Source organism: Sinorhizobium sp. FG01 (assembly GCF_002531875.1).
Lineage (GTDB): Bacteria > Pseudomonadota > Alphaproteobacteria > Rhizobiales > Rhizobiaceae > Sinorhizobium > Sinorhizobium fredii_C.
Map to the genome: position 1 here is coordinate 210,470 of NZ_NWTB01000011.1, position 21,950 is coordinate 232,419.

The 21,950-nt window shown below is 62.4% G+C and carries 26 protein-coding genes; 12 read left to right on the plus strand and 14 right to left on the minus strand.

The window, feature by feature from the left end; all coding sequences use genetic code 11:
* Nucleotides 1-88 precede the first annotated feature (88 nt).
* Nucleotides 89-562 (minus strand): GNAT family N-acetyltransferase, encoded by a 474-nt coding sequence (locus tag CO656_RS19980; protein ID WP_037423170.1) that lies wholly within the window; start codon nucleotides 560-562, stop codon nucleotides 89-91.
* A 223-nt stretch (nucleotides 563-785) separates the two neighbouring features.
* Here CO656_RS19980 and CO656_RS19985 point away from each other — a divergent pair, with 223 nt between their 5' ends.
* Complete coding sequence (locus CO656_RS19985) at nucleotides 786-1,214, plus strand: hypothetical protein (protein ID WP_097526860.1); 429 nt, start codon at nucleotides 786-788, stop codon at nucleotides 1,212-1,214.
* A gap of 8 nt (nucleotides 1,215-1,222) precedes the next feature.
* On the opposite strand, the gene CO656_RS19990 is transcribed toward CO656_RS19985, so the two are convergent.
* Nucleotides 1,223-2,344 carry a DUF2336 domain-containing protein gene (locus CO656_RS19990; RefSeq protein ID WP_097526861.1) on the minus strand — a complete coding sequence of 374 codons (1,122 nt, stop codon included), beginning with the start codon at nucleotides 2,342-2,344 and terminating at the stop codon, nucleotides 1,223-1,225.
* A 72-nt stretch (nucleotides 2,345-2,416) separates the two neighbouring features.
* Between CO656_RS19990 and CO656_RS19995 the strand changes: the two genes are divergently transcribed.
* Nucleotides 2,417-3,130 (plus strand): aldolase, encoded by a 714-nt coding sequence (locus tag CO656_RS19995; RefSeq protein WP_037423177.1) that lies wholly within the window; start codon nucleotides 2,417-2,419, stop codon nucleotides 3,128-3,130.
* On the opposite strand, the gene CO656_RS20000 is transcribed toward CO656_RS19995, so the two are convergent.
* Nucleotides 3,127-3,729, minus strand: a complete 603-nt coding sequence (locus CO656_RS20000) for a flavin reductase family protein (protein WP_037423180.1) — start codon at nucleotides 3,727-3,729, stop codon at nucleotides 3,127-3,129. The genes CO656_RS19995 and CO656_RS20000 overlap by 4 nt on opposite strands.
* Nucleotides 3,729-4,313, minus strand: coding sequence for a nitroreductase (locus tag CO656_RS20005; protein WP_037423183.1), 585 nt, complete (start codon nucleotides 4,311-4,313; stop codon nucleotides 3,729-3,731). The genes CO656_RS20000 and CO656_RS20005 overlap by 1 nt, the downstream gene beginning before the upstream one ends.
* Before the next feature lie 100 nt (nucleotides 4,314-4,413).
* Here CO656_RS20005 and CO656_RS20010 point away from each other — a divergent pair, with 100 nt between their 5' ends.
* Complete coding sequence (locus CO656_RS20010) at nucleotides 4,414-5,415, plus strand: hypothetical protein (protein WP_037423185.1); 1,002 nt, start codon at nucleotides 4,414-4,416, stop codon at nucleotides 5,413-5,415.
* 50 nt (nucleotides 5,416-5,465) lie between these two features.
* On the opposite strand, the gene CO656_RS31265 is transcribed toward CO656_RS20010, so the two are convergent.
* From CO656_RS31265 to CO656_RS20035, 6 genes are all read right to left on the minus strand, one after another.
* Nucleotides 5,466-5,594 carry a hypothetical protein gene (locus CO656_RS31265; protein WP_272938869.1) on the minus strand — a complete coding sequence of 43 codons (129 nt, stop codon included), beginning with the start codon at nucleotides 5,592-5,594 and terminating at the stop codon, nucleotides 5,466-5,468.
* 29 nt (nucleotides 5,595-5,623) lie between these two features.
* A complete protein-coding gene (thrS, locus tag CO656_RS20015) occupies nucleotides 5,624-7,609 on the minus strand; it encodes a threonine--tRNA ligase (RefSeq protein WP_097526862.1) in 1,986 nt (661 codons plus the stop codon).
* Nucleotides 7,610-7,727: 118 nt separating this feature from the next.
* Nucleotides 7,728-8,267: a DUF1697 domain-containing protein gene (locus CO656_RS20020; RefSeq protein WP_097526863.1), complete on the minus strand. Its 540-nt coding sequence runs from the start codon at nucleotides 8,265-8,267 to the stop codon at nucleotides 7,728-7,730.
* A 12-nt stretch (nucleotides 8,268-8,279) separates the two neighbouring features.
* The gene (locus CO656_RS20025; RefSeq protein ID WP_176536541.1) at nucleotides 8,280-8,708 is read right to left on the minus strand and encodes a DUF2267 domain-containing protein; all 429 of its coding nucleotides are present in this window, start codon (nucleotides 8,706-8,708) and stop codon (nucleotides 8,280-8,282) included.
* Complete coding sequence (gene yidD, locus CO656_RS20030) at nucleotides 8,705-9,082, minus strand: membrane protein insertion efficiency factor YidD (RefSeq protein ID WP_097526865.1); 378 nt, start codon at nucleotides 9,080-9,082, stop codon at nucleotides 8,705-8,707. Before yidD ends, CO656_RS20025 begins: the two co-directional genes overlap by 4 nt.
* Nucleotides 9,083-9,085: 3 nt before the next feature.
* Nucleotides 9,086-9,529 (minus strand): iron-sulfur cluster assembly scaffold protein, encoded by a 444-nt coding sequence (locus CO656_RS20035; protein ID WP_176536542.1) that lies wholly within the window; start codon nucleotides 9,527-9,529, stop codon nucleotides 9,086-9,088.
* A gap of 342 nt (nucleotides 9,530-9,871) precedes the next feature.
* Here CO656_RS20035 and folE point away from each other — a divergent pair, with 342 nt between their 5' ends.
* The 3 genes from folE to CO656_RS20050 all read left to right on the plus strand — a co-directional run bounded on the left by folE (nucleotide 9,872) and on the right by CO656_RS20050 (nucleotide 12,242).
* A complete protein-coding gene (gene folE, locus CO656_RS20040) occupies nucleotides 9,872-10,489 on the plus strand; it encodes a GTP cyclohydrolase I FolE (protein ID WP_097526867.1) in 618 nt (205 codons plus the stop codon).
* A gap of 22 nt (nucleotides 10,490-10,511) precedes the next feature.
* Nucleotides 10,512-10,964 (plus strand): phosphoribosyl-AMP cyclohydrolase, encoded by a 453-nt coding sequence (gene hisI, locus CO656_RS20045; protein ID WP_037383125.1) that lies wholly within the window; start codon nucleotides 10,512-10,514, stop codon nucleotides 10,962-10,964.
* Between the two features lie 315 nt (nucleotides 10,965-11,279).
* Nucleotides 11,280-12,242 carry a patatin-like phospholipase family protein gene (locus tag CO656_RS20050; protein WP_037423199.1) on the plus strand — a complete coding sequence of 321 codons (963 nt, stop codon included), beginning with the start codon at nucleotides 11,280-11,282 and terminating at the stop codon, nucleotides 12,240-12,242.
* Between the two features lie 102 nt (nucleotides 12,243-12,344).
* Here the strand turns inward: CO656_RS20050 and CO656_RS20055 are convergent, their stop codons facing one another.
* On the minus strand, nucleotides 12,345-12,773 hold the full coding sequence (locus tag CO656_RS20055) for a CBS domain-containing protein (RefSeq protein WP_037423202.1): 429 nt from the start codon (nucleotides 12,771-12,773) through the stop codon (nucleotides 12,345-12,347).
* A 348-nt stretch (nucleotides 12,774-13,121) separates the two neighbouring features.
* Nucleotides 13,122-13,847, minus strand: coding sequence for a rhomboid family intramembrane serine protease (locus CO656_RS20060; RefSeq protein ID WP_097526889.1), 726 nt, complete (start codon nucleotides 13,845-13,847; stop codon nucleotides 13,122-13,124).
* Nucleotides 13,848-14,204: 357 nt separating this feature from the next.
* Between CO656_RS20060 and CO656_RS20070 the strand changes: the two genes are divergently transcribed.
* The 6 genes from CO656_RS20070 to CO656_RS20095 all read left to right on the plus strand — a co-directional run bounded on the left by CO656_RS20070 (nucleotide 14,205) and on the right by CO656_RS20095 (nucleotide 19,790).
* Nucleotides 14,205-14,825 (plus strand): PAS domain-containing protein, encoded by a 621-nt coding sequence (locus CO656_RS20070; RefSeq protein WP_097526868.1) that lies wholly within the window; start codon nucleotides 14,205-14,207, stop codon nucleotides 14,823-14,825.
* A 91-nt stretch (nucleotides 14,826-14,916) separates the two neighbouring features.
* Entirely contained in the window at nucleotides 14,917-15,528 is a 612-nt protein-coding gene (locus CO656_RS20075) for a PilZ domain-containing protein (protein ID WP_037423208.1), read from the plus strand.
* Nucleotides 15,529-16,163: 635 nt separating this feature from the next.
* A complete protein-coding gene (locus CO656_RS20080) occupies nucleotides 16,164-16,772 on the plus strand; it encodes a transglutaminase-like cysteine peptidase (RefSeq protein WP_037423211.1) in 609 nt (202 codons plus the stop codon).
* Between the two features lie 259 nt (nucleotides 16,773-17,031).
* Complete coding sequence (locus tag CO656_RS20085; protein ID WP_097526891.1) at nucleotides 17,032-17,760, plus strand: hypothetical protein; 729 nt, start codon at nucleotides 17,032-17,034, stop codon at nucleotides 17,758-17,760.
* Nucleotides 17,761-17,940: 180 nt separating this feature from the next.
* A complete protein-coding gene (locus tag CO656_RS20090; RefSeq protein WP_179864804.1) occupies nucleotides 17,941-19,455 on the plus strand; it encodes a D-alanyl-D-alanine carboxypeptidase in 1,515 nt (504 codons plus the stop codon).
* 65 nt (nucleotides 19,456-19,520) lie between these two features.
* A complete protein-coding gene (locus tag CO656_RS20095; RefSeq protein ID WP_097526869.1) occupies nucleotides 19,521-19,790 on the plus strand; it encodes a hypothetical protein in 270 nt (89 codons plus the stop codon).
* Between the two features lie 35 nt (nucleotides 19,791-19,825).
* On the opposite strand, the gene CO656_RS20100 is transcribed toward CO656_RS20095, so the two are convergent.
* Together CO656_RS20100 and CO656_RS20105 are read right to left on the minus strand one after the other, a co-directional pair.
* A complete protein-coding gene (locus tag CO656_RS20100) occupies nucleotides 19,826-20,263 on the minus strand; it encodes a DUF1489 family protein (protein ID WP_037423217.1) in 438 nt (145 codons plus the stop codon).
* Between the two features lie 76 nt (nucleotides 20,264-20,339).
* Nucleotides 20,340-21,740, minus strand: a complete 1,401-nt coding sequence (locus CO656_RS20105) for an L-serine ammonia-lyase (protein WP_097526870.1) — start codon at nucleotides 21,738-21,740, stop codon at nucleotides 20,340-20,342.
* Nucleotides 21,741-21,950 lie beyond the last annotated feature (210 nt).

Consider the following 21,950-nt stretch of genomic DNA (forward strand, 5'->3'; position numbering starts at 1 on the left):
GCGCGAGGAGACTGCGCGGCATCGCCCCTTCTCCCCGTCAGCGGGGAGAGGTCGCGGCAGCGGGATGAGGCGCAACAGCCGCTCCCGCTCAAGTCGTCGTCTGCCCCACGCTTTTCTCCATGAACAGGCTAAGCGGATCGGGCAGATAGCTGCCGAAGGGCGGCCGCTCGACGTAACCGAACGATCTGTAGAGGCCGATCGCCTCCGGCTGGTAGATGCCAGTCTCCAGTCGAATCGTGGAGAGGCCCAGTTTTTCCGCCTTCGCTTCCAGCGCAGCGAGAAGCCGTTTGCCGACTTTCAGCCCCCTCGCCTCCGGATCGACGAACATCCGCTTGATCTCGGCCGTCCCGTCGCCGGCGTCCACGAGCGCGCAGCAGCCGACGATCGTGCCGTTAGATCGTGCGACAAGGAAGGACACCGTCGGCTTTTCCAGGATCGAGACGTCGACCAGATGGTTGCTTTCAGCCGGATAAAGCGATGCCGCGTAGGCATCGGAGAGTTCGAGCAGGCGGACGATGGCCGGCTGGCGCGGTGGTTCCTCGGCGATGGTGATGGGGGTCATTTCAAGCCTCAACGCGGATCCTATCGATCCGTATGATCGATGCGACGAAACTAACGGCAATGACGAACGGCGCCAATACGTCAAACGGCGCAGGAAGAGCTGCAATCAATCCGGGTGACGGGACGAAACAATTTGTTTTGTGGGGCGGCGATTTTGCCCTACTTCGGAAACAATCGAAGCTCCATAAGATAGGGGGCAACAGGCATCTGAACGGACCCAAGACATGAAAGCCGCCCTGATCGTCATGACCATTCTCGGTTGCGATGACAATGTCACGCAGTGCCACTACATCTCGACGGTGAACGGCAGCTGGCCGTCGATCGCTCAATGCGACACGGAATCGCAAAAGGAACTGCCGAAGTTTTCCAACAGGAGGTATCCGGTCGTCGTTGCCGTTTGCGAAACCTCGGGATCGGACATGACGGCGTCCACCGAACCTGCTCCCAAGATCGCCCCGCAGACCGATGCAGCGACACAGCAGGCGGCAATGCCCCCGGCGACGCCAGAGGAAAAGCCGGGCCTGCCGAAGCGCGCCCTGACATGGCTGAGCGGCGCAGTGCCGGATCGCCAAAAGCTGCAGGCGATCGTCAGCGCCCCGGTGCATTACATGGAAGACGGCTATTCCTGGGTGGCGCGCCGGTTCGGCAACTGAGACGCCGATCAGGCCGCCTGCCGCGCGGCAAGCAAGGCATAGTCCCGGGCGACTTGCCGTTGCTCGGCAAAGCCCAGTCGCTCCACGAGTTCGGCGACGGAGGCCGATGTGGAGCACGGGTTCCGGCGAAGACGTTCAAGGAGAGCGGCAAGCGATGCCGGCGCGCCCTCGCTTGTCTGGGCCTGCCAGTGGAGGACGGCTTGCGCGAAGGCTTCGCTGACGTCGCGCCCCAGCCCCGCGCTCTCGAAGAGAGCGCGGATCGAATGGACGCGCCCCCCAGAAAGGATCGAGCGTACGCGCTTTTCGGCAAGGCCGGAAAGATCCGCCATGGCCAGGACGAAGAAGTCCGTGGCGCCGCTGCAGAGGGCGCTCATCAGAAAGGCTGGGGTCAAGCGCCCAGTCTCGCGCAAATGGGCAACCATTTGCGACAGGTCGTCCGGCGACGCGATTGCCGTCATCGCGAGCGCCGTAGCGTCGCATGCCTCTCTCGTGACCCGCGCCACGCGCGCCGGGCCGATGACCGCCTGGACGAACCCGGACGCCGCGAGTGCCGCACCGATCTTCTCGGCGAGCGCATGCCGCACGTCGCTCGGCAGGTCGGCACGGGCCAGCAACCGGTCGCGTACCGCTGCAACATGCCCGAGCCGGCAGGCGATCCTTCTGAGAGAACCCTGCAGGAGCATGGCGCCGCTATTCTCGAGGAGAATGGTAACCTCCTCCTCGTCGCCGATCTCCGCAATCGCCGCAGCAACGGAACAAGACACCGCCCCACGCGCCGCGATCAGCGCCCGCGTCTCCGCCGTGCCGCGCGCGGCAAGATCGACGAGATCCGCATCGGTAAGCACCGGCGAACGCGCGATTGCCGCGAAGGCGATTTCGGGCTGATCCTCCGCGAGCGCCCTGACGATGGCTCGCGGCGCCGATGGGCAATCGGCGAGCGCCTCGACCAGCGCCAATCGCACCTTCGGCGAAGGATCGTCCAACAGGAAGGTCATCGCCATTTCCGCGGCATGCCGATCGAGGCCGTTCATCTCGGCTTGAGCATAGGATCGCCCGAGCGCATTGGCAGCGCGTGCGCGGTCGCTGGTTCTCGCCGTTTCCACCCAGCGAAGAAATGCTTGTATGATCACCTATGCCCCACTAGACACCCGACAGCCCCAATGTCCGAATATTAGCGGTCAAAGGTTTAAGATTGGTTCACCATGTCCGTTAACCGCGCGCAAACCATGAAACCTCTTCTGTACCTCGCAGCCGGCGAACAGTTCCCCGCGGAAAAGCTGCTGCAGGCCGTTGAAGCGATCGTCGTCGATGCGTGGGCACTGCAAGGCGCGGCAAGCCTGCGGCGACCAGACAGGGGGCAAGCGCCCTGCCTCCTTCTGGCGCGGACCGGGCCGGCGGAAACGATCGACGAAGAGGGTCTTGCGAGCCTCCTTCCCGATGTCGACGGCATCGTGGTGATGGCATGCCGAGGACCGGCCGATATCCAGAAGCTCGACGTGATGCTGAAGGTCGCCGAGGCGATCGCAGGCGTACCCCAGGGTCGAACGGCGCTGCTTGCGGAATATGCCACGGTTGCCGAAAGCGTGCTCTCGCCCCACTCGATGGCGGGCGTTTCTCCGCGCCTCTCCGCATTGGTCTTCGACGCCTCGGCGCTCGCGGCAGCATGCCGCTGCCAGCGCGTCACCGGGACAGGCGATGCGCCGGCCGTTATCCGGGCCGGGCGCGCCGCAGCTGTGCTGCGGGCCAGCGAGGCCGGCATCGCTGCCTATGAGATGCTGCCCGCCGATGCCCTGGACAAGGCGGCGGTGCGGCGGCTTTGGACAAACAGTCTCGATAACGGCTTCTCGGCCGTCGCCGCCGGCTCGCTGGAGCAACTCGAGCTTCTCGCCGACGCAGGCGCTTCGGACGAAATCTAGCGAAACGGCCGCGTCATCTCGAAGACGTCGCCGCCATCGCAATAATCCATGTAGCCGAGGCGTGCGAGCGGCTTGACCGTGGTCACATCGAAGCGTCCGTCGCGAATGGCCTCGTCGCGGATATGAATGCCGACGACCGCGCCGATGACGACATAGCTGTCGGATTCCACGCCATCGAGACCCTTCGGCTGGAACATCTCCGTCATCCGGCACTCGAGCGCCGCAAAGGCCTCACCGACGAAGGGCGCCCTGACGAGCGTTCCCTCGACCGGCGTCAATCCGGCGATCTCGAACTCGCTCTCGCCGTGCGGCGCTGCCAACGAGGTCCTGTTGACGGCCTCGCTCAGGTTGCGGCTGGCAAAGCTTGCCGTGAACTCGCCGGTCGCTTCGATATTGCGCACGGAATCCTTATAGCCGCTCGAGGAAAACATCACGAGCTTCGGCCGGTCGCTGATCGCATTGAAGAAGGAATAGGGCGCGAGGTTCAGCGAACCGTCCATGGCGCATGTACCGATCCAGCCGATCGGCCTCGGCGACACGATCGCCTTGAAGGGGTCGTGCGGCAAGCCATGCCGGTTCGTGGCCGTTTCGTAAAACATCAGGCCTCTTCCCCGACCCAGGTGACGATCTCGGCGAGCTCCGGCCGCGGCCGCTCGGTCGGCGGTACCAAGGCCGTGCCGATGTGAATGAACCCGGCGATCCTTTCGCCGGGTGCGACACCGAGCAGAGGATAGGCTTTCTCGTCGAAGGCGTACCATTCGGTCAGCCAGTTGGATGCATAGCCGAGCGCGTTCGCCGCCATCAAGAGATTGAGGCACACGGCGCCGGCCGACATCATCTGCTCCCATTCGGGGATCTTGAAATGCGGCGCGGCCTTGCTGACCACAGCAATCACCACCGGGGCGCGGGTCAGCCGCGTCTCCTCCACCTTGATCAGCTCTTCAGAGAGATCCGGCTTGGCGGCTAGCGCCATCCTCTTCAACTCGCCGCTGATCCGCGCCCTCTCCTCGCCGCGATAGACGATGAAGCGCCAAGGCGCCAGCTTGCCGTGGTCCGGTACGCGGGTGGCGAGCCTCAGCATTTCCTCCACCTCGGCCTTGCCGGGCCCCGGCCGCCCCATCTGAAAGGCCGGAATGGACCTGCGCGAGGCGAGATAGTCGACGAGCTTAATTTCGGTTTTCATATCGAGCGAATTCCACTAACTTGCCGCCGGATCGACAGCCACGAAAATGCCATACCGGCGTTTCAAGTGGAGTCACCCAGTCAGGAAGTCAACTGCCCTCATGCGCATCCGCACTCGTATTTTGCTGAGAACCGCCTTGGCGACCATGCTCGCCGGTTCTGCTGCGGAGCGGACGGTTGCGCAGGACGCCACCGATGCCTTCAAGAGCTTTCCGTCGATCTCCGGCAGCCGGAAGATGCCGAAGCTCACGAGTTTCAATCCGCTCGTCAGCGACCCCACCCAGAACGGCGAACTGAAGGACGTGAAACTCGAGGCCCTGCTGACGAGCGACGGCCAGCCGGTGGAGTCAGGCCTGAGTTGGCGGGTCTTCAGCCCGATCCCCGGAGGCGACGGCAAGCTCCCGCTGCTGGCCACTTCCGAAGGCGGCTCCACGGCCTTCAATCTCGTGCCCGGCGAATATTTCGTCAATGTCGCCTTCGGTCGCGCGGCAGCCACCCGCAAGATTCGCGTGCCCGAGCAAGGCGAATTGGACAAGCAGGTGCTGGTGCTGGATGCCGGCGGCGTCATGCTGAACGCCGTCTCCGGCAGCGATGTGCGTATTCCACCGAACGAGCTCAGCTTTTCGATCTTCTCATCCGACGTGAAGGAGGATGGCGAACGCGCCCTTATCGTCGCCGACGTGAAGCCGAACACGGTGGTCCGGCTCGGCGCCGGCACGTATCACGTGGTCTCCGACTATGGCGCGGTCAATGCGGTGATCCGCGCCGACATCCAGGTGGAAGCCGGCAAACTGACCGAAGCAACGATCCAGCACCGCGCCGCGAAGCTGACATTGAAGCTCGTCTCGGAACCCGGCGGCGAGGCGATCGCCGACACCGCCTGGTCGATCCTGACGTCCTCGGGCGACGTCGTCAGCGAAAGCGTCGGCGCGTTTCCGACGCTCGTGCTTGCCGAGGGCAGCTATACGGCCGTGGCGCGCAACAAGGACAAGATCTACCAACGCGACTTTGCCGTGAAGGCCGGCGTGAATACCGATGTGGAAGTGCTGCTGGACGGCAGCAGCGCTCCCGGCGAGACCGCCAATGCCGACGCGCTCGACTGATGTCACCGCCTTGGCCTGAGGCAGCGTCAAGCGATCACGATAGGGAAGGCTCAGGCCGCCGAGGTCTCACCCAGCAGTTTGTCGGAAATGTCGCGGCAGCCGAAGTCGTCGAGAGCGAACTTTATGCCGGAGCACTTCAGCTTTCGGATGGCGGCACGCGCCTTCAGGCGCGTGCCCACCGCAGTTCGAAACACCGCTCAATCGGCGCTCAGGCAGCCCGGGCGCTCCGTTCGGCCTTGCGCTTGAGGTCGGGCGCCATGGCTTCGCTCGAGAGCGCAGCGACCGCCTCGTCCAGAGACATTGCCGTCTGCGCCTGGGAGCCGAGCCGACGGATGTTGACCGAACGTTCCTCCGCCTCGCGCTTGCCGCAGACGACGATCACCGGAACCTTCGTCACCGAGTGCTCGCGTACCTTGTAATTGATCTTCTCGTTGCGGAAGTCGGTTTCGACGGTAAGCCCGGCCTCGCGCAGCCGCGCCGCGACTTCCCGGCCGTAATCGTCGGCGTCCGAGGTGATGGTGGCGACCACCACCTGCAGCGGCGAGATCCACAGCGGCATATGGCCGGCATAGTTTTCGAGCAGGATGCCGAGGAACCGCTCCATCGAACCGCAGATGGCGCGATGGATCATCACCGGCTGGCGCTTCTCCGAATCCTTATCGATGTAGAAGGCACCGAAACGCTCCGGCAGGTTGAAGTCGACCTGAGTCGTTCCGCACTGCCATTCGCGGCCGATCGCGTCCCGCAGCGTGTATTCGAATTTCGGCCCATAAAAGGCGCCCTCGCCCGGCAGGATGCCGGTCTTGATGCGGCCCCCGGATTGCGCCTCGATCGTCTTCAGCACCTCAGTCATCACCGCCTCGGCACGGTCCCAGAGCGCATCGGAACCGACGCGCTTGTCCGGCCTGGTCGAAAGCTTGACGACGATCTCCTCGAAGCCGAAGTCCTCATAGACCGAGAGGATCAGATCGTTGATCTTCAGGCATTCGGCCGCCATCTGCTCGTCGGTGCAGAAGATGTGCGCGTCGTCCTGCGTGAAGCCACGCACACGCATCAGTCCGTGCAGCGCGCCGGACGGCTCGTAGCGATGCACGGCGCCGAATTCGGCCATTCGGACAGGCAGTTCGCGGTAAGACTTCAGACCATGCTTGAAGATCTGGATGTGGCCCGGGCAGTTCATCGGCTTCAGCGCGAAGACCCGGTCGTCGTCCGTCTCGTCGCCGGCAACCGTCACCTTGAACATGTTGTCGCGGTACCAGCCCCAGTGGCCGGAGGTCTCCCAAAGCGACTTGTCGAGAACCTGCGGCGCGTTGACCTCCTGGTAGTCGACCTCGAGCCTGCGGCGCATATAGGCGACGAGGCTCTGGAACATGCGCCAGCCCTTGCCATGCCAGAAGACGACGCCCGGACCTTCTTCCTGGAAATGGAACAGATCCATCTCGCGGCCGAGGCGGCGATGGTCGCGCTTCTCGGCTTCGGCCAGCACGTGCAAATACTGGTCCAGTTCCTCCTGCGTATGCCAGGCCGTACCATAGATGCGGGTCAGCATCGGATTGTTGCTATCGCCGCGCCAATAGGCGCCGGCCACCTTCATCAGCTTGAAGGCCGTACCGATCTGGCCCGTCGAGGCCATGTGCGGGCCACGGCAGAGGTCGAACCAGTCGCCCTGGTAGTAGATCTTCAGGTCTTGGCCTTCCGGGATCGCGTCGACGAGTTCGACCTTGTAGCTCTCACCCTTGGCGGCGAAGACCTCCTTCGCCTTTTCTCGCGACCAGACCTCCTTGGTGAAAGGGTTGTTGCGCGCGATGATCTCCTTCATCTTCTTCTCGATGACCGGCAGGTCATCGGGCGTGAAGGGCTCGTTCTTGGCGAAGTCGTAGTAGAAGCCGTTGTCGATGACCGGACCGATCGTCACCTGCGTTCCCGGCCACAATTCCTGCACGGCTTCGGCCATCACATGGGCCGCGTCGTGGCGGATCAGTTCCAGCGCCCGCTTGTCTTCACGCGTGACGATCTCGATCTTGCCGTCGGCGACCGGATCGGAAAGGTCGCGCAGGTCGCCGTCGAGAGCGATGGCGACAGCCTTCTTGGCGAGCGACTTCGAGATCGACTCGGCCACGTCACGGCCGGTCGTGCCCGCGGCAAACTCACGGACGGAACCATCAGGGAATGTAAGGGAAACGGAATGCGACATCGTGATCTCCTATCCAGTCCCGCCAACGAATGCGGGTGGTATGGTTGCCGGCGGGGCCGGTGAATTGACGCGGGCCTGATAAAGGTTTTTGGCGGACGAGTAAAGGCGCGCCGGCCGCTCAACCGACAAGCATGACGCGCAAACCCTTGACCCTGTTCCAGTTGCGCCACGTGCCGATGCCGAGCCGTTTCGTCGTCGAGGCCCCGAGCAATTTCGACCCGCTCGCCTTGCCGCCGAAATCCGCCCAGAGATCGCCACCGACGACGGCGACACGTTCGCCTCTCGTACAATAGCTCCGAAGTCCGTCGAATGCGTCCGGCCGAAGCGGAGAGCGCATGACGCGAATATGGACTCGAGCCGGATCCTCCTCGCCCGCCGCAAGGAACGGATTGCCGGCGGCAAGCCTCAGCCAGTCATCGGCCGAACGCGCGATGATGTCCACGTGTCGGTCGAACGTCTGGAGGAATGCCTTTTCAAGCGCCGATTCGATCTCTGCGAGCGGCTGCTCGGGCGCCTCGAAGATGAGATTGCCGGTGGCGACAAGGGTGCGCGGCAAGCGATAGCCGAGCCGCTCGGCCATCTGCCTCAGATCGCTCATGACGACACGCCGGCCCTCGCCCAGTACGATGCTGTGGAGCAGCGCGACGTAACGCGTCATTTCCCCTCCGAATCACGCCCGCCAGAAATCGACGGCACCCTGGGGCAACCGCGCGAGCACGCGATCGAGCTTTGCTTCGTCAACGTTTCGCCGAAGGGCCGCGGCGACGTCCGCGATGGCCGAAGCCGGCGAGACATTGTGGTCGCCGCGGAAAGCCTGCACCTCACGGGTCATCGCGAGCCGACCGGAGAAAGGCACGGTCGGCTCCTCGAGATCCCAATCCGTAACGAAGATCGCCCGCAGCACCGGGGGCAGGACGCTGGCGAAGAGCAGCGCCTCGGAAATGTCGAGCCGGCGTCGAAAGGCCTGAAGCACCGCCTGCACCATCGTATAGGCCTGATTGGTCGTCTGCAGGCCGGCCGTGTCGCGCGCATCGAGGATGAAGTGGTCAAAATCGGCGGACGCCTGCCGGTATTCCATCGGGATCGTCATGATGATCACGCATCCTTTTGCCGGCGCTGCCAAAAGCGCCATGGCGCATACCAGCGCTGGCGCGGCGCAAGCCGCTCCGGCACCGGATCGAAGCCGTGCGTTCCGCCGGGACCGCAGCGCAGAACGCGGAACAGCGCCAGCCATCCGCCGGCCCAGAGGCCGTGCCGAGCGATCGCCTCATAGGCATATTCCGAACAGGTGGGCAGATGCCGGCAGGAATTGCCGATGAAGCTCGACAGCGTCAGCTGATAGGTGCGGATGGCCGCCATGCCGAAGAGACGGCCAGGAGTCTTGCGAAACGGCCCCGACCAGTTGCGGCCGCGGCCGGCGATGACTCTTCGGCTACCTCGAAGAAGGCGGTCTGACTGCGGCTTTCCGCACATCGTTCATACTGCAGTTGCGAGGCGCTTGGCCTCGATCTGGCCGATCGCATCGACGACCGCGTCGAAGGTCAGCATCGTCGAGGCATGGCGCGCCTTGTAGTCGCGAACGGGCAGCAGAAAGCGCATGTCCTCGAAGCGGCCGCAAGGCCCCTCTCCGTCCGCTTTCAGCATGCTCAGCATGTCCTGGCGCGCCTGACGGATTTCCGCCGCATGCGCGCCAACGACATGGCGGGCCATGATCGAGGACGAGGCCTGGCCGAGGGCGCAGGCCTTCACATCATGGGCGAAGTCCGTGACGACATCCCCATCCATCTTCAGCCAAATTCTGACTTTCGACCCGCAGAGCTTCGAATGCGCCGCAGCTTCCGCATCGGCATCGGCGAGCATGCCGACCCTCGGAATGTTGCCGGCAAATTCGAGAATCCTGCTGTTGTAAATGTCATCCATCATTTGACGCGATCCGGCTGATTTTTCGCGGTTTTGAGTGATCGGCGCATGATTTTCTCCGGTACAGGGGAAAAAAGCACGGCGCGCTCGCCTGGGCCTCTTTCATCCATGTGGCGCCATACTATATGCTATGTCGTGTTGGGGCGACAGTTCCGCAAGAGGATAAGTGTCGCCTGTTGTTTGGGAAACCGTGCTGGACGGTCCAGTGCACTGCTAAGCCAGGACCCGAAAGCCCCGGAGCCCGCCAACGGAACCCAAGCCTGCAGGGTTAGGCGAATGGCCAATGGCGAGTTGTCCGAAAGATAAAACGTCAGCGATTCCGCTCGCGCATCAAGAGGCCATATGGACGCCATAGTAAAGAATTTCCCCGTGCTCGATGACACCAGTGGTCGTCCGACGCAGAAAGAAGCCGAGGAAGCCGTTCGCGTACTGCTGCGCTGGGCCGGCGAAGACCCGACCCGGGAGGGCCTGAAGGACACGCCCGCGCGTGTCGTCAAATCCTATCGGGAAATCTTTGGCGGCTACGACCTGGTTGCCGAAGACGTGCTTGGACGCACCTTCGAGGAGGTTTCGGGCTACGACGATATCGTGCTTGAGAAGGACATTCCGTTCTATTCGCATTGCGAACACCACATGGTGCCGATCATCGGCAAGGCACATGTCGCCTATCTGCCAAGCGGCCGCGTCCTCGGCTTGTCGAAGATCGCCCGTGTCGTCGACATCTATGCGCGCCGCCTGCAGACGCAGGAGTCGATGACGGCGCAAATCGCCAAAGCGATCGACGAGACGCTCGCTCCGCGCGGCGTCGCCGTGCTGATCGAGGCGGAGCATCTGTGCATGGCGATGCGCGGCATCAAGAAGCAGGGCGCGACGACGCTGACGACCACCTTTACCGGTGCCTTCAAGAAGGAGCCGGCCGAGCAGGCCCGCTTCATGACCATGTTGAGGGGCTTCAAGTAAGCTCCAGCAAGGCGCTTTCGCGATGACGCTGACTTTTGCTGCTCCCTCGAACGACAAGGCCGAGCTTGAGATTGGCTCGGCCTTCACGCCCCGCTTCGACGAGAAGGGCCTGGTCACCGCTGTAGTGACCGACGCCCGCGACGGCGAATTGCTGATGGTCGCGCATATGAATGCCGAGGCACTGGCACTGACGATCGAAACCGGTATTGCCCACTATTTCAGCCGCTCGCGCAACAGCCTGTGGAAGAAGGGCGAGAGTTCCGGCAACGTGCAGGCCGTCCAGGAAATCAGGACCGATTGCGATCAGGACGCCGTCTGGCTGAAGGTTACCGTTGCAGGCCATGACGCCACCTGTCACACGGGACGCCGCTCCTGCTTCTACCGCACGGTTGGGGTCGAGGGCGGTGAGCCGAAAGTAACCATTTCGGATGAACGCAGATACTTTGATCCGAAGCTTGTCTACGCCGAAAAATAGCGCCTGGCTGAAATCATCTGGATTTTCCTGGGGCACCCCCATGTTATATTCATACTTTAGAAACTAAACGGGCGCTTAATCATTTATCATACAATCGGTTCCTGCGGTAACTGCGGCGTTCCGAGCTGTGTTGCAGATTGTATCCAATGTTTACTGGGCCAGCCGCATTGGCGACAGGTTCGGTGCTAAATTTCAATTCTGGTGCCAGTCTTTCAGCCATGAATGTGACAAGGCCGACACCACGCCGGCTTGGCAGGGGTCTCCTTCAAGACGCGCGCTTCAGATTAATCGGTTCGGCGGTGTTGGAGGTGCCGGATGTTGAACTGGACGTTCACGCGCAATACTCAAATAGCCGACCTGTCCGGCCCCAATGGCACATCGCTGACGACCACACCTTCTGAACCCGTCCCACTCCCGGCGAAGCCGAAGATCGCCATAGCACTTGGCGGCGGCGCGGCGCGCGGCTGGGCCCATATCGGCGTCTTGAGAGCGCTCGACGAAGAGGGAGTCGAGGTCGGCATGATCGCGGGCACGTCGATCGGCGCGCTTGTCGGTGGCTGCTATCTCTCCGGCAAGCTTGACGAGCTCGAAGACTTCGCCCGTTCCCTCACCGTCCGCCGCATCGCCAGCCTGCTCGATTTCGCCATCGGCGGCGGTGGCCTTTTCGGTGGCCTGCGGCTCACCAAACGCATGCAGGAGCACCTCGAGAACATCAGCATCGAGGATCTCGACCGTCCCTTCATCGCAGTCGCCACGGAAGTCCACAGCGGTCACGAGGTGTGGCTGGAAAAGGGATCGCTGATCACCTCGATACGCGCTTCATATGCGCTGCCGGGGATTTTTGAACCGATCCATGCGAATGGGCGCACCCTCATCGACGGCGCCCTCGTCAATCCCGTTCCCGTCTCCGTTTGCCGCGCCTACGAGCAGCAACTCGTCGTCGCCGTCAACCTCAACTACGATCTCTACGGCCGTTCCGCCGTCGTCAAGCACAACGCCGGCATGGAAGCCCCCGACGCTCCCGCCAAGCCGGGCAGTGCCTATTCGGCGCGTCTCGGCATGACGAGCGTCATGGTTCAGGCCTTCAACATCATCCAGGACCGCATATCGCGCGCACGCCTGGCCGGTGACCCGCCGGATCTGGCGCTCCATCCCAAGCTCAACGATATCGGACTGTCGGAGTTTCACCGCGCCGGCGAAGCGATCGAACGCGGCTACCTGGAGGCGAAAGCCAAGCTTGCCGAGATCAAGCGAATGCAGGAAGCGCTTACCCGATAGTGATAACCAGGCGCATCCCAAAACCCGTCAGTGCTTTGAGACGCTCCCGCAGCCTGTTTCGCGCGCCCTTAAGGACGCGCGAAGGAGGTGACCCTCTCGCCTCTAGCCGGCGATGTATGCCTTGATTTCTTCGGTCTCCCGCTCGATGGCGCGAATATGGTATTTCACCACGTCGCCGATCGATATGATACCCGCCAGGCGGCCCTCGCTTTCGACCGGGAGATGGCGCGCGCGGAATTTGCTCATCATCTCCATCAGGCTCTGCACCGTCATTTCCTCGCCGCAGCAATAGACGTTCTGCCACATGACCGAGGAGACCGGCTTGTCGAGACAGCCGGCACCATATTTGGCAATGGAGGCGACGACGTCGCGTTCGGTGAGAATGCCGACGATATGATCATCGACATCGACGATGACCACGGCACCGATATGATTGTCATGGAGCAATGTCGCCGCCTGCTGCACCGTCACCTGAGGCGTCACGGTTACGACGCTGCGGCCCTTTTCATTGAGAATTGCTTTGACTGACATGCACACATCTCCCGTTGCGACAAATACCGGGCTCGCGGGAAGAGGTTCTCGCCGTATCAGCTGCTACGCACGCATCCCGAGTGGGGATGCTTTACGGACAGTCGGCCGCAGGAACCCGACCCGGTAAGGCGCTCGTGCCACCACACGAACCGCACCCACCCGGTCATTTCAGCGGCCGCCTAACGTTAGGTGATCGGCGACCGTGGTGAATGGTGCGTCAGGGCTCCAATGAAATCAAGCCTTCGCGCGACGTCCTTCACTCTCTTCCGGGCGAAGAGCATCACGATGGTCCTGAATATGAAACAATCCTTCATCCTGCTGCGATGGAGGATGCGGCACTCCATCGACTCAATTGCGCGGATCGAACAGGCCGAACAGAAGGAAGCCGAAGAGAAAGCCGCCGATATGCGCCTCCCAGGCGACGCTTCCCGCGCCTCCCATGGAGAAGAGGCCGAGCCCGATCAGGAAGTTGGTCAGGAACCATATCCCGGTGAACACCAATACTGACCGGTTTCCCAGCGTTTCCGTGAGCGAAAGCCGGCGGTTGAGATGGGCGAATTGGCGGCTGATGCGGCCGCTCGGCGAAAAGACGAAGCGCGCCGCCGCTCCCATGAAACCGGAGACAACGCCTGAGGCACCGACAACCACCGCCATCTCGCCCCAATGGAAGACGACGTGCAGGGCGACGGCCGCTGCAGCCGAGAGACACCAGAAGAGGGCGAGCCGCGCGACGCCGATGCGCCGCACCACCGGCGCGCCGAACGCAACCATCCAGAAGACATTGAAAATCAGATGCTCCCAACTGCCGTGGAGAAAGGAATAGGTAACGGGAGACCACAGCCAGACGGGACCCTGCTCGCCGAGCGGGATCGTGTAGCGCGCCGGCAGAAAAGCAAAGTTGAGAATGACTTCCTGGTCCAGCGTCTCCGGCAGAACATAGGTTCTGATCGCGTGGATCGCCACGAGGAACAGGAGAACGAAGTTCAGGCCCTGCGGAAGATTGAAGGCGGGTTCCCGGCTGCGGCTTACCGTGCTTTCGCCATCGACCGGTGTCGCCGGCTGATCCTGTTCCATCACTCTCTTCCTGCTCACGCGCCTATGACGGCCGTGTCTCCGTCGTCCGGCAGTACCGACGACACGCGAAGGGATAAGCAAACAAAAAAAGGCCGTCCAGTAAAAACTGAACGGCCGTCGAGCCCAAATTCCGGTGCTCCAGTCGATGTGCCGAAGGCAACCCTTCGTGAAGTGATGGGGAGGAAATGCCAGCCGGCAGCCCCGCCAGCAAGGGAAACCGACCGTTAACCTTAATTTCGGCGTGGCACGGAAATCGCTCCGTCCATTTCAGAACCGAGCGAGAGGCGGCCACCTGTATCACTCCGGTACAGCCGCCCACCCATTCAGGGCCATCTAATCAGGGAGTGTATCGCCCCTATGCACAGCAGAACGACAATGGAGCTGTTCCAGTATTGGAATGCAGTCCGCGGCAATCGCGACCTTCCGCGCCGGGACGAAATCGATCCGGCGCATATCCGTTCGCTGCTGCCCGATCTTTTCATTCTTCAAAGGCAGGCAAGCCGTGACGTTCGCTTTCGTCTTGCGGGGACTGGAGTCTGCGCGCTGTTCGGCCGAGAATTGCGCGACGGGCAATTCGGCGACCTCTGGCTCGACTCGGAAGCGGACGGAACCGCCCGTATTGCCGAAGAGGTGATGACGCAAATGACGCCCATGCTGCTCTATGCCCGCGGCGCCACGGGGGCCGGTGACGAACTCGACGTTGAACTGCTGCTTGCGCCCCTCGCATCGTCCGACGGTACGAACGACCGTCTGCTCGGCGCGCTCTCTCCCCTCGCCCGCCCGGTCTGGCTGCATATGACGCCGCTCACGCATCTTGTCTCAACCGGCCTCAGCCTTCCCGATGCTTCCCCAAACCTGCCGCTCGATCACGCCTATCGGCAACCGGCGACGACAAAATCAAACGTTGCAGGATGGATCGGACGCAACAATCGCAAGGTGTCGCATTTGCGCATCCTTGACGGCGGCAGGCGTGACTGACGAGGCATGAAACCAACCCTGCGGCGAACCTTCTATTAACCGGCCACGCCTATACTTCCGCGTGCAAGCATATGTCGATCGCAGAGTGACCATGTTCTCGTTTCAGCACGCCCAAAATAGCGGCCCGAGGCCACACCAGGAGAACGCCTTTCAGCGTGTTTCGGTAAATCTTGCGGGGCGGCTGATGCTTGCCAATCGTGACGAATATGAATGCACCGCGGTCGACATGTCGCCGGGGGACGTGCTTTTCGCGACCGCGGCGCGGCCGCGCACCGGCGAGCGCATCATCGCCTATATCGATCACGTCGGCCGCCTCGAAGGCACCGTATCGAGACTCGGCGAGGATGCCTTCGTCATCCAGTTGAACGCCACCGAGCGCAAGCGCGAGAAGCTCGCCGCGCAGCTCACCTGGATTGCCAACAAGCACGAACTGGGACTGCCGGAGGATCGGCGCCACGACCGGCTTGCGCCGCGCAAGACGGTCACCGAGCTCACCGTCGACACCGGTGAGAAATATGCCTGCCGCATCATCGACCTTTCGCTCTCGGGTGCGGCGGTCGACATCGACGTCCGCCCCGCCATAGGAACGGCGGTCAAGCTCGGCCACGGCATGAAGGGCAGGATCGTGCGCCATTTCCAGGAGGGCGTGGCGATCGAGTTTTCCGGGATCCAGGCGCGCGAGGCGCTGACCGAATTCCTCTAGCGTATCGGCCCGAAAATCGGACCCGATTTTCGGAAAGCACGATGCGTAGCTTCAAAGATTTCCAGCGTCCTTTGCGCGTCCTGAAGGGACGCACGGCGCCGTAAGGCCAAGACACAGCGCGCCAAAGCGCTAGACTTCGCCGACATCCCGAAGCTGCTCAGCGCCGAGCCAAGGTCTCGCCTTGCCTGCGTACTCCGCCACCGGTTGCTGCCATGGGCGCTCGCCCGTGGACCTCCGCTTCGATCCTTTAGAAATTGCCACTGACGCACCTAAGCTGAGGCGGAAATATTCTTTGGATAATTGTCAGTTACGACAAGTCTGCCGCTGATTAACTCTATAGCTATCATCTCGCCTATCCCCTCGCGCGGATGGCTGAATGGTGCGCACCGGCCGCACCTCTCCGCCAAGCCGCCTCAAGGATCAAAAGCCCCGGTTTTTCAACCACATGCCAAGGTGCCCAGGGTTTACTCGGGGAAAAACTCGATAAAAATTTAGCAGTATTTTATTCTTATTCAACTCGAATTCTATTCTTGTTTTATTCTTATACTATTCTTATTTGTACTTGTTTTTACCTCGGATATTCGCCGGCGATAAAAAGCCTTGTGCCATTGTTGAACCACAACGGGGAGACAAACATGCACAAGATAATCGCCAAGACGTTCGCCGCTGCGGCGCTGATAACAGGCTTTCTGGCAGGCCCTGCCCTTGCCCTTCCGGCAAACATGAGCGTGGGCGGCTCGACCAACCCGCCCGTGGGCCACTACGAGTTCTGCAAGAGCCATTCCTCCGAATGTTCGCCGACAGGTCCCGACCGCGGCCCGGCCGTGCTGACGCGCGAAGGGTGGAAGAAAATCCTCGAGGTCAATTACGAGGTGAATCAGGCGATTACGCCGCTGACCGACATGGAGATCAATGGCGTGGAAGAGAAGTGGTCCTATCCGGATGTCGTCGGCGATTGCGAGGACTACGTGCTCCTGAAGCGCCGCAAGCTGATCGAAAGCGGCTTTTCTCCCGCCGATCTCTTGATCACGGTCGTGCTGCAGCCGAACGGCGACGGCCATGCTGTGCTCACGGTGCGTACCGATCGAGGCGATTTCATCCTCGACAACATGCGCAGCAAGGTCCTGCTGTGGTCCGAGACCGAATACACCTTCCTGAAGCGCCAATCCTCGGAGAATGCCGGACGGTGGGTGAAACTGCAGGATGGCCGCGCGGTTGCCGTGGGCACGATCCGTACCGAGTAGTCCGGCCGCAATCGGCCGCCATCATGAATGCGACACGGGCTTGGGTCAGCGTCCCCGTCTAGACCAAGCCCCGCGGGGCCGGTTCCGTTTGTCCCCGGAACCGGCCCTCTTTCATTGCGCGAGACGCAGCACGCGCTTCATCGAAAATTAACCATGCTGCGCGAGCGTCAGGAAGCGACCACCGCCGGAGTCGGCAAGACGAAGGATGGAGGGCGTGCATCTCCAAACGGCCACGCCATCGCCACGGACGGCGCCTCTCGTGAACAAGCCCTTGAGTCCCCAACCGGAACTTGCCCCGCTTCTTTCGCCACGCCTCGCCTACAAGGCCACCGCGGCCGTCGGGCTTCTGGCGGCGCTCGTGCTGGCCATTTCTGTGTCGACGCCGTGGCTCGGCGAGAAGCTGGCGCGCGCCGGACATACCTCCAGCCGCGAAAGCTTCGATATCTTCATCGGACAGGATCATCTGCGTCTGCCGGCAAATGTCATCCGCTTCGACAGCCAACGGGCAACAGGAATCGTCGAGCAGGTCGACCTCTATCTCACATGGCCGGCGCTCGAGGGCTACAGCGACGAGACCCGTCAGGTGTTCAACGATGTCGACCGGCCGGAAAGGCTGATCTTCCTGCAGATCGCACAAAGCACCATGTCACGCGATATGTCGGGGCGGTTCGAGCCGATCTATAGGCACGTCCTGGAGGAGACCGCTCAGCCCGCCCCGGCGGGCCTCACCAGATACGACGCCAAGCCGAGTTCCAGCTATGCCGGCGAGGCCTTTTTCACCGCCACTCGAACTGGACGCCCGCCCTTTGTCCTGCGCTGCCTCCTGCCGCAAAACCCCGCGACCTCGACGAGCGCCGATTGCCAGCGCGACTTTCATGCGGGCAAGGATCTCAGCATTCTCTACCGTTTCTCGGCAAAGTTGCTGCCGGAATGGCAGGCAATCGATGCTTCGATGGAAAGTTTCATCCGAGACCGACTCGTGCCGTGAATTTGTCAAAGAGTCGTGGTCGAGGCAGCCTGCTCGCCAATGCGGCCAGCGGTGCCATAGCCGAACAAGACAACCTGCCCCGGAAACCAATCATTCATCATAAACCGATTGGTAACGCTATCCCGATACTGTCTCGGGAACGGTCGTATCCGGAGACGTCGTCCGGACGACACCCATGACATAAGAATGAAGAGCAACGCAGTGTCTCGATCCGTTTTTTTTGATCTCGCCAAACGTCCGCTCGGCGGCTTCGCAAAAGTGGTAGGACGGCTCGTCCTCGCTGGCGTCGTCGCCAGTTTGGCCCTCTCGGCGCCGGCATTCGCCAATCCGAAATATGCCGGCATCGTCGTCGACGCGAAGACCGGCAAGGTGCTCTATGGCGAGGATGCGGATCAGCTGCGCTATCCTGCCTCGCTCACCAAGATGATGACGCTGTACCTGACCTTCGAGGCGCTCGAGGCCGGCCGGATCAGCAAATCCACTCCGGTGCCCTTCTCCAAGAAGGCCTCGGCGGAGCCGCCCTCGAAGCTCGGCGTCCGCGCCGGCAAATCGATCACTGTCGAACAGGCGATCCTTTCGCTGGTCACGCGATCGGCCAACGACGCGGCGACGGCTCTTGGCGAGCTCCTCGGCGGATCGGAACAGCGCTTCGCCCGCATGATGACGAACAAGGCGCGCGCCCTCGGCATGACGCGTACGACCTATCGCAACGCCAACGGTCTGCCGAACGCGGAACAGAAGACCACGGCGCGCGATCAGGCCCGGCTCGGTCTCGCCCTGCGCCAGCATTTCCCGCAATATTACGATTACTTTTCGACCCGCAGCTTCCGCTTTGGCAAGCAGACCATCGGCAACCACAACCGCCTCCTCGGCAATGTGCGGGGCGTCGACGGCATCAAGACCGGCTATACGCGCGCTTCCGGTTTCAACCTGGTAACTTCCGCCCAAGTCGATGGCCGCAGTATCGTCGCCGTGGTCATGGGCGGAACCTCCGGCGGCTCTCGCGACGCGCAGATGCGCAAGCTGGTCGCCAAGTACATGCCGGCCGCCTCCCGCCGCGGCAACGGCAACCTGATCGCCGAAGCGCCGGCCGCGCCGGTCGAGAGCGTTACGGAAACGGCCGTCGCCGAGGCCGAAGTGCAAGCCGTCGCGGCAGCTGCATCGGTCGCCGCCGCTTCGGACCTGCCGAACACCGGTCCGGTACCGGATTTCCGTTACGGCGGCGAAAGCGCCGGCAGCGTCGAAATGGCCTATGCAGCCGAGAAGCCCGCTTCCGTCAATCCGGTCCTCGCGGCCAAGGTTGCGCCGAACACGCTCGACGCCCAAAGCGCGAAGCTCACCCGCCAGGCAGCCGTCTCCGCCGACGTCGATACGCAGATCACCAATTCGGTCGCCAAGGCAGAGGCTTCGGCCGGCGCAGAGGCAAGGATGCAAGCCGACATCCAGCCGCAGGGCTGGGTCATTCAGATCGGTGCCACGGCCGACAAGGCACAAGCCATGACCCTCCTTGACAATGCCAAGGAAAAAGGCGGCAAGGTGCTGCGGGATGCAACACCGTTCACCGTCGCATTCGGCGACGGTTCGGCACAGGTCTACCGGGCACGCTTCGGTGGTTTCGATGACCAGAACAAGGCAATCAACGCCTGCAAGATCTTGAAGAAAAAGGGCTTCGCCTGCTGGGCCAGCCAGCAGTGACAGACACGGCCGGATGTTTTTCCGGCCGATCTCCTCGGAAATTGTTTAGCGTAACGAGGTTTGTCATGGCAGTGAACGAGAATTTCCCCGGCATCCCTGCGATACCGGGAAGTAAGGGAAAGCCCTTGCGCACCGGTCTGCATCCGCTGCACGAGGCGGCCATGCGCATAGCCGATGCCGGTCTCAACCGCTCCAAAGGGAAAACGCGTGATCTGGTGGCCATGCTGCTGACGCATGGCGCCCGCGCCTGGCGCTCGACCCAGCCGCGTGCGGGAATACACCTGCACGTCACCGCAGCCGGTCGCCGGCATCCCTTGCGAATCCGGATCGGCTGACGCTTAGACAGCGCTTTGATTGCGGGCGCCGCCTGTTACAAGAGGCCGAGTTCCGCCAGTTCACGGCGCAATTCGAGCGGCATTTCGCCGCCGTCCGAGGAAAGCGACGCCAGATCGCGCGGGGCCTCCTTCTGCTCCAGATACCGCCAGCCTTGGAAAGCGCGGCGCGGCTGAAGCTCGGTTTCGATCACTTGCGCCCCGAGGAGAAGATTGCAGCGGCCAACGCCCTCGCCGTCGGTGAAGGTCTCGATGCCGATCAGCGGCTGGCGTGCCTGTACATATCCCTTGATCACCCAGTAGAGCGAACCTCCGGCGAGAAGGTCCTCTGTGCGCTTCGGCACCATCCGGGTCGTATGGAAGGAGTGCGGCTCCTGCCCCGCGGCGACGGCCGCGAGAGCCTTGCGGGCGACCCACTCGCGCAAGTCTTCGACGGATTCTGCGCCGACGCAGAGCTTTATGAGATGCAAAGCCATGGCAATGCTTGAACACCCGTCCGCGGCTCGTGGTCAAGCGGATTGAGCCGTTTCGTCCACAAAAGACGCTTCGGCCTCAGCACTCGACGACGTTGACCGCAAGACCGCCGGTTGAGGTTTCCTTGTACTTGTCGTTCATATCGACGCCGGTCTGCCGCATCGTCTCTATGCAGGCGTCGAGCGGCACGAAATGCTTGCCGTCGCCCTTGAGCGCCAGCGACGCGGCGGTCACCGCCTTCACCGCGCCGAGCGCATTGCGCTCGATACACGGCACTTGAACGAGGCCGGCAACCGGGTCGCAGGTCATGCCGAGATGGTGCTCCAGGGCAATCTCGGCCGCATTCTCGACCTGCTCCGGCGTGCCGCCCATCACGGCCGCCAGTCCCGCCGCCGCCATGGCAGAAGCCGACCCGACCTCGCCCTGACAGCCGACCTCGGCACCGGAGATCGAGGCGTTGTGCTTGATGATGCCGCCGACCGCGGCCGCCGTGAGCAGGTAGTCGCGAATGCCCGCCTGGTCCGCATCCTCATGGAAATGCAGGTAATAGCGGATGGTCGCCGGCACGACGCCGGCCGCACCATTCGTCGGCGAGGTGACCACCCGACCGCCGGCGGCATTCTCCTCGTTGACGGCCATCGCATAGACGCTCAGCCAATCATTGGCGAGCAGCGGGTTGGTCTTGTTGGAGCGCCATTCCTCCTGCAACTTGTCGTGAATTGCCCGGGCCCGCCGGCGGACCTTCAGGCCACCCGGCATGATCCCTTCCTGGCTGAGGCCGCGATCGATGCAGGCGCTCATCGCCGACCAGACGCGGTCGAGGCCGGCATCGAGTTCGTCCCGTGACATCGAACATTCCTCGTTCGCCCGTTTCATCTGGGCAATCGTCAGTCCGGAGCGCGCCGCCATATCGAGCATCTGCTGGGCAGTCGCGAAGGGATAGGGGATTTTGGTGCCGGTTGGCTTGTTCTTGGTCGCCCGCATCGCTTCGAGCTCCGTGTCGGTGACCACGAAACCGCCGCCGATCGAATAATAGATCCGCTTCAGCAGCAGCCGGCCGTCACGGTCGAAGGCGGAGAATGCCATGCCGTTGGCGTGGCCCGGCAGCGGCACCTTCTTATCGAAAACCAAGTCGGTCTTCGGCTGAAACAGATAGGCAGGATGGCCGGGCGGAGTGATGCGGCCCGTCCGATCCACCTCGTCGATGATGGCATCCATCCGGTCGGGGTCGACCAGATCGGGCCGCTCGCCCATCAGCCCCAGGATCACCGCCCTCCCCGTCCCGTGCCCGATGCCCGTATGGGCTAGCGAACCATGCAGGCTGACCTTGATGGCGGCGACGGCAGCATGCGACGGCCGCGGCCATTCGTCCGACAGGATAAGATCGAGGAAGCGGTTCGCGGCCGACATGGGTCCCATCGTATGCGAACTCGAGGGACCGATACCGATCTTGAAAACGTCGAAGACGGAAAGAAACATGAAATTGCCTGCCCCAGCGCCTGACAGAGCACCCCGCCTGTGCGGGCCAAAACCCTGTAATGATTGGATCGATACCGTCTCGAATCTTTCCGAAAGCGGCCCGATCGTCCTTATATATAGGGCGAAAGCCTAAGCGATCCTATGCCAATCGGTCAGGCGACCGACCGACATCGGATTTTGCCCATGCGACATCGCCGAGCCCGCTGAGTG

Coding starts and splice junctions, on each gene's coding strand:
- CO656_RS19980 (WP_037423170.1), bottom strand. CDS start 562: ATGACCCCCATCACCATCGCCGAGGAACCACCGCGCCAGCCGGCCATC.
- CO656_RS20100 (WP_037423217.1), bottom strand. CDS start 20,263: ATGGCTTTGCATCTCATAAAGCTCTGCGTCGGCGCAGAATCCGTCGAA.
- CO656_RS20010 (WP_037423185.1), top strand. CDS start 4,414: ATGCGCATCCGCACTCGTATTTTGCTGAGAACCGCCTTGGCGACCATG.
- yidD (WP_097526865.1), bottom strand. CDS start 9,082: ATGTGCGGAAAGCCGCAGTCAGACCGCCTTCTTCGAGGTAGCCGAAGA.
- CO656_RS20095 (WP_097526869.1), top strand. CDS start 19,521: ATGGCAGTGAACGAGAATTTCCCCGGCATCCCTGCGATACCGGGAAGT.
- CO656_RS20020 (WP_097526863.1), bottom strand. CDS start 8,267: ATGACGCGTTACGTCGCGCTGCTCCACAGCATCGTACTGGGCGAGGGC.
- CO656_RS20055 (WP_037423202.1), bottom strand. CDS start 12,773: ATGTCAGTCAAAGCAATTCTCAATGAAAAGGGCCGCAGCGTCGTAACC.
- CO656_RS19985 (WP_097526860.1), top strand. CDS start 786: ATGAAAGCCGCCCTGATCGTCATGACCATTCTCGGTTGCGATGACAAT.
- thrS (WP_097526862.1), bottom strand. CDS start 7,609: ATGTCGCATTCCGTTTCCCTTACATTCCCTGATGGTTCCGTCCGTGAG.
- CO656_RS20035 (WP_176536542.1), bottom strand. CDS start 9,529: ATGGATGACATTTACAACAGCAGGATTCTCGAATTTGCCGGCAACATT.
- CO656_RS20075 (WP_037423208.1), top strand. CDS start 14,917: ATGTTCTCGTTTCAGCACGCCCAAAATAGCGGCCCGAGGCCACACCAG.
- hisI (WP_037383125.1), top strand. CDS start 10,512: ATGACGCTGACTTTTGCTGCTCCCTCGAACGACAAGGCCGAGCTTGAG.
- CO656_RS20105 (WP_097526870.1), bottom strand. CDS start 21,740: ATGTTTCTTTCCGTCTTCGACGTTTTCAAGATCGGTATCGGTCCCTCG.
- CO656_RS20050 (WP_037423199.1), top strand. CDS start 11,280: ATGTTGAACTGGACGTTCACGCGCAATACTCAAATAGCCGACCTGTCC.
- CO656_RS20080 (WP_037423211.1), top strand. CDS start 16,164: ATGCACAAGATAATCGCCAAGACGTTCGCCGCTGCGGCGCTGATAACA.
- folE (WP_097526867.1), top strand. CDS start 9,872: ATGGACGCCATAGTAAAGAATTTCCCCGTGCTCGATGACACCAGTGGT.
- CO656_RS20000 (WP_037423180.1), bottom strand. CDS start 3,729: ATGTTTTACGAAACGGCCACGAACCGGCATGGCTTGCCGCACGACCCC.
- CO656_RS20005 (WP_037423183.1), bottom strand. CDS start 4,313: ATGAAAACCGAAATTAAGCTCGTCGACTATCTCGCCTCGCGCAGGTCC.
- CO656_RS19995 (WP_037423177.1), top strand. CDS start 2,417: ATGTCCGTTAACCGCGCGCAAACCATGAAACCTCTTCTGTACCTCGCA.
- CO656_RS20060 (WP_097526889.1), bottom strand. CDS start 13,847: ATGGAACAGGATCAGCCGGCGACACCGGTCGATGGCGAAAGCACGGTA.
- CO656_RS20070 (WP_097526868.1), top strand. CDS start 14,205: ATGCACAGCAGAACGACAATGGAGCTGTTCCAGTATTGGAATGCAGTC.